The organism is Vibrio sp. YT-19(2023), assembly GCF_033337395.1.
On record NZ_JAWOQN010001175.1, the window covers coordinates 1 to 513 of the forward strand.

Consider the following 513-nt stretch of genomic DNA (forward strand, 5'->3'; position numbering starts at 1 on the left):
GAGCAGCTTTAACCAGATGTCTTAACTGGCTAGCGCCTGGAAGATATTCAGGAAACAGTTTAATAGACTGCATCAGTTGCTCATCAGCTCGCTCAAAATCACCATCAATACAAAGCAGTTCAATAAAAGAGCTTCTCAAACTGGCATCCTTTGGAGATACCTTTATTGCTTCGATTAGTAGTTCTAAAGCTTGTTGCAACTGCCCTTCCGATAAGGCATTTTTCCACTGAGTCATCTTTCTTTCCTTACACCAAATGTTCTGGTGATAATTCCGTAATTAATTTGATACTTGAGACCATTTGGTCGAGCTGAAAATGAGGGCGTAAATGTATCACCGAGTAGAAGTGCCCTGGCGTATCGCGTTTCTCTCTAACTTTGATCTTCGCTTCGTTCAATGGGTACTTAGCTCTGAGTTCATCCGAAGCTTCGTCTGAAGCCGTTGTATATTGATGTAACCAAGTCTGAAACTCCCTCTCGAGCGATGCCGCGTCCTGATAACCACCTATCTTGTCT

Annotated in this window: 2 pseudogenes; both read right to left on the bottom strand. The window is 42.9% G+C overall.

Annotated elements, in window-relative coordinates:
* Window positions 1-235: pseudogene (locus R7E78_RS30690) on the bottom strand (tetratricopeptide repeat protein); the annotation flags it as partial.
* A 10-nt stretch (window positions 236-245) separates the two neighbouring features.
* Window positions 246-513: pseudogene (locus R7E78_RS30695) on the bottom strand (type VI secretion system contractile sheath large subunit); the annotation flags it as partial.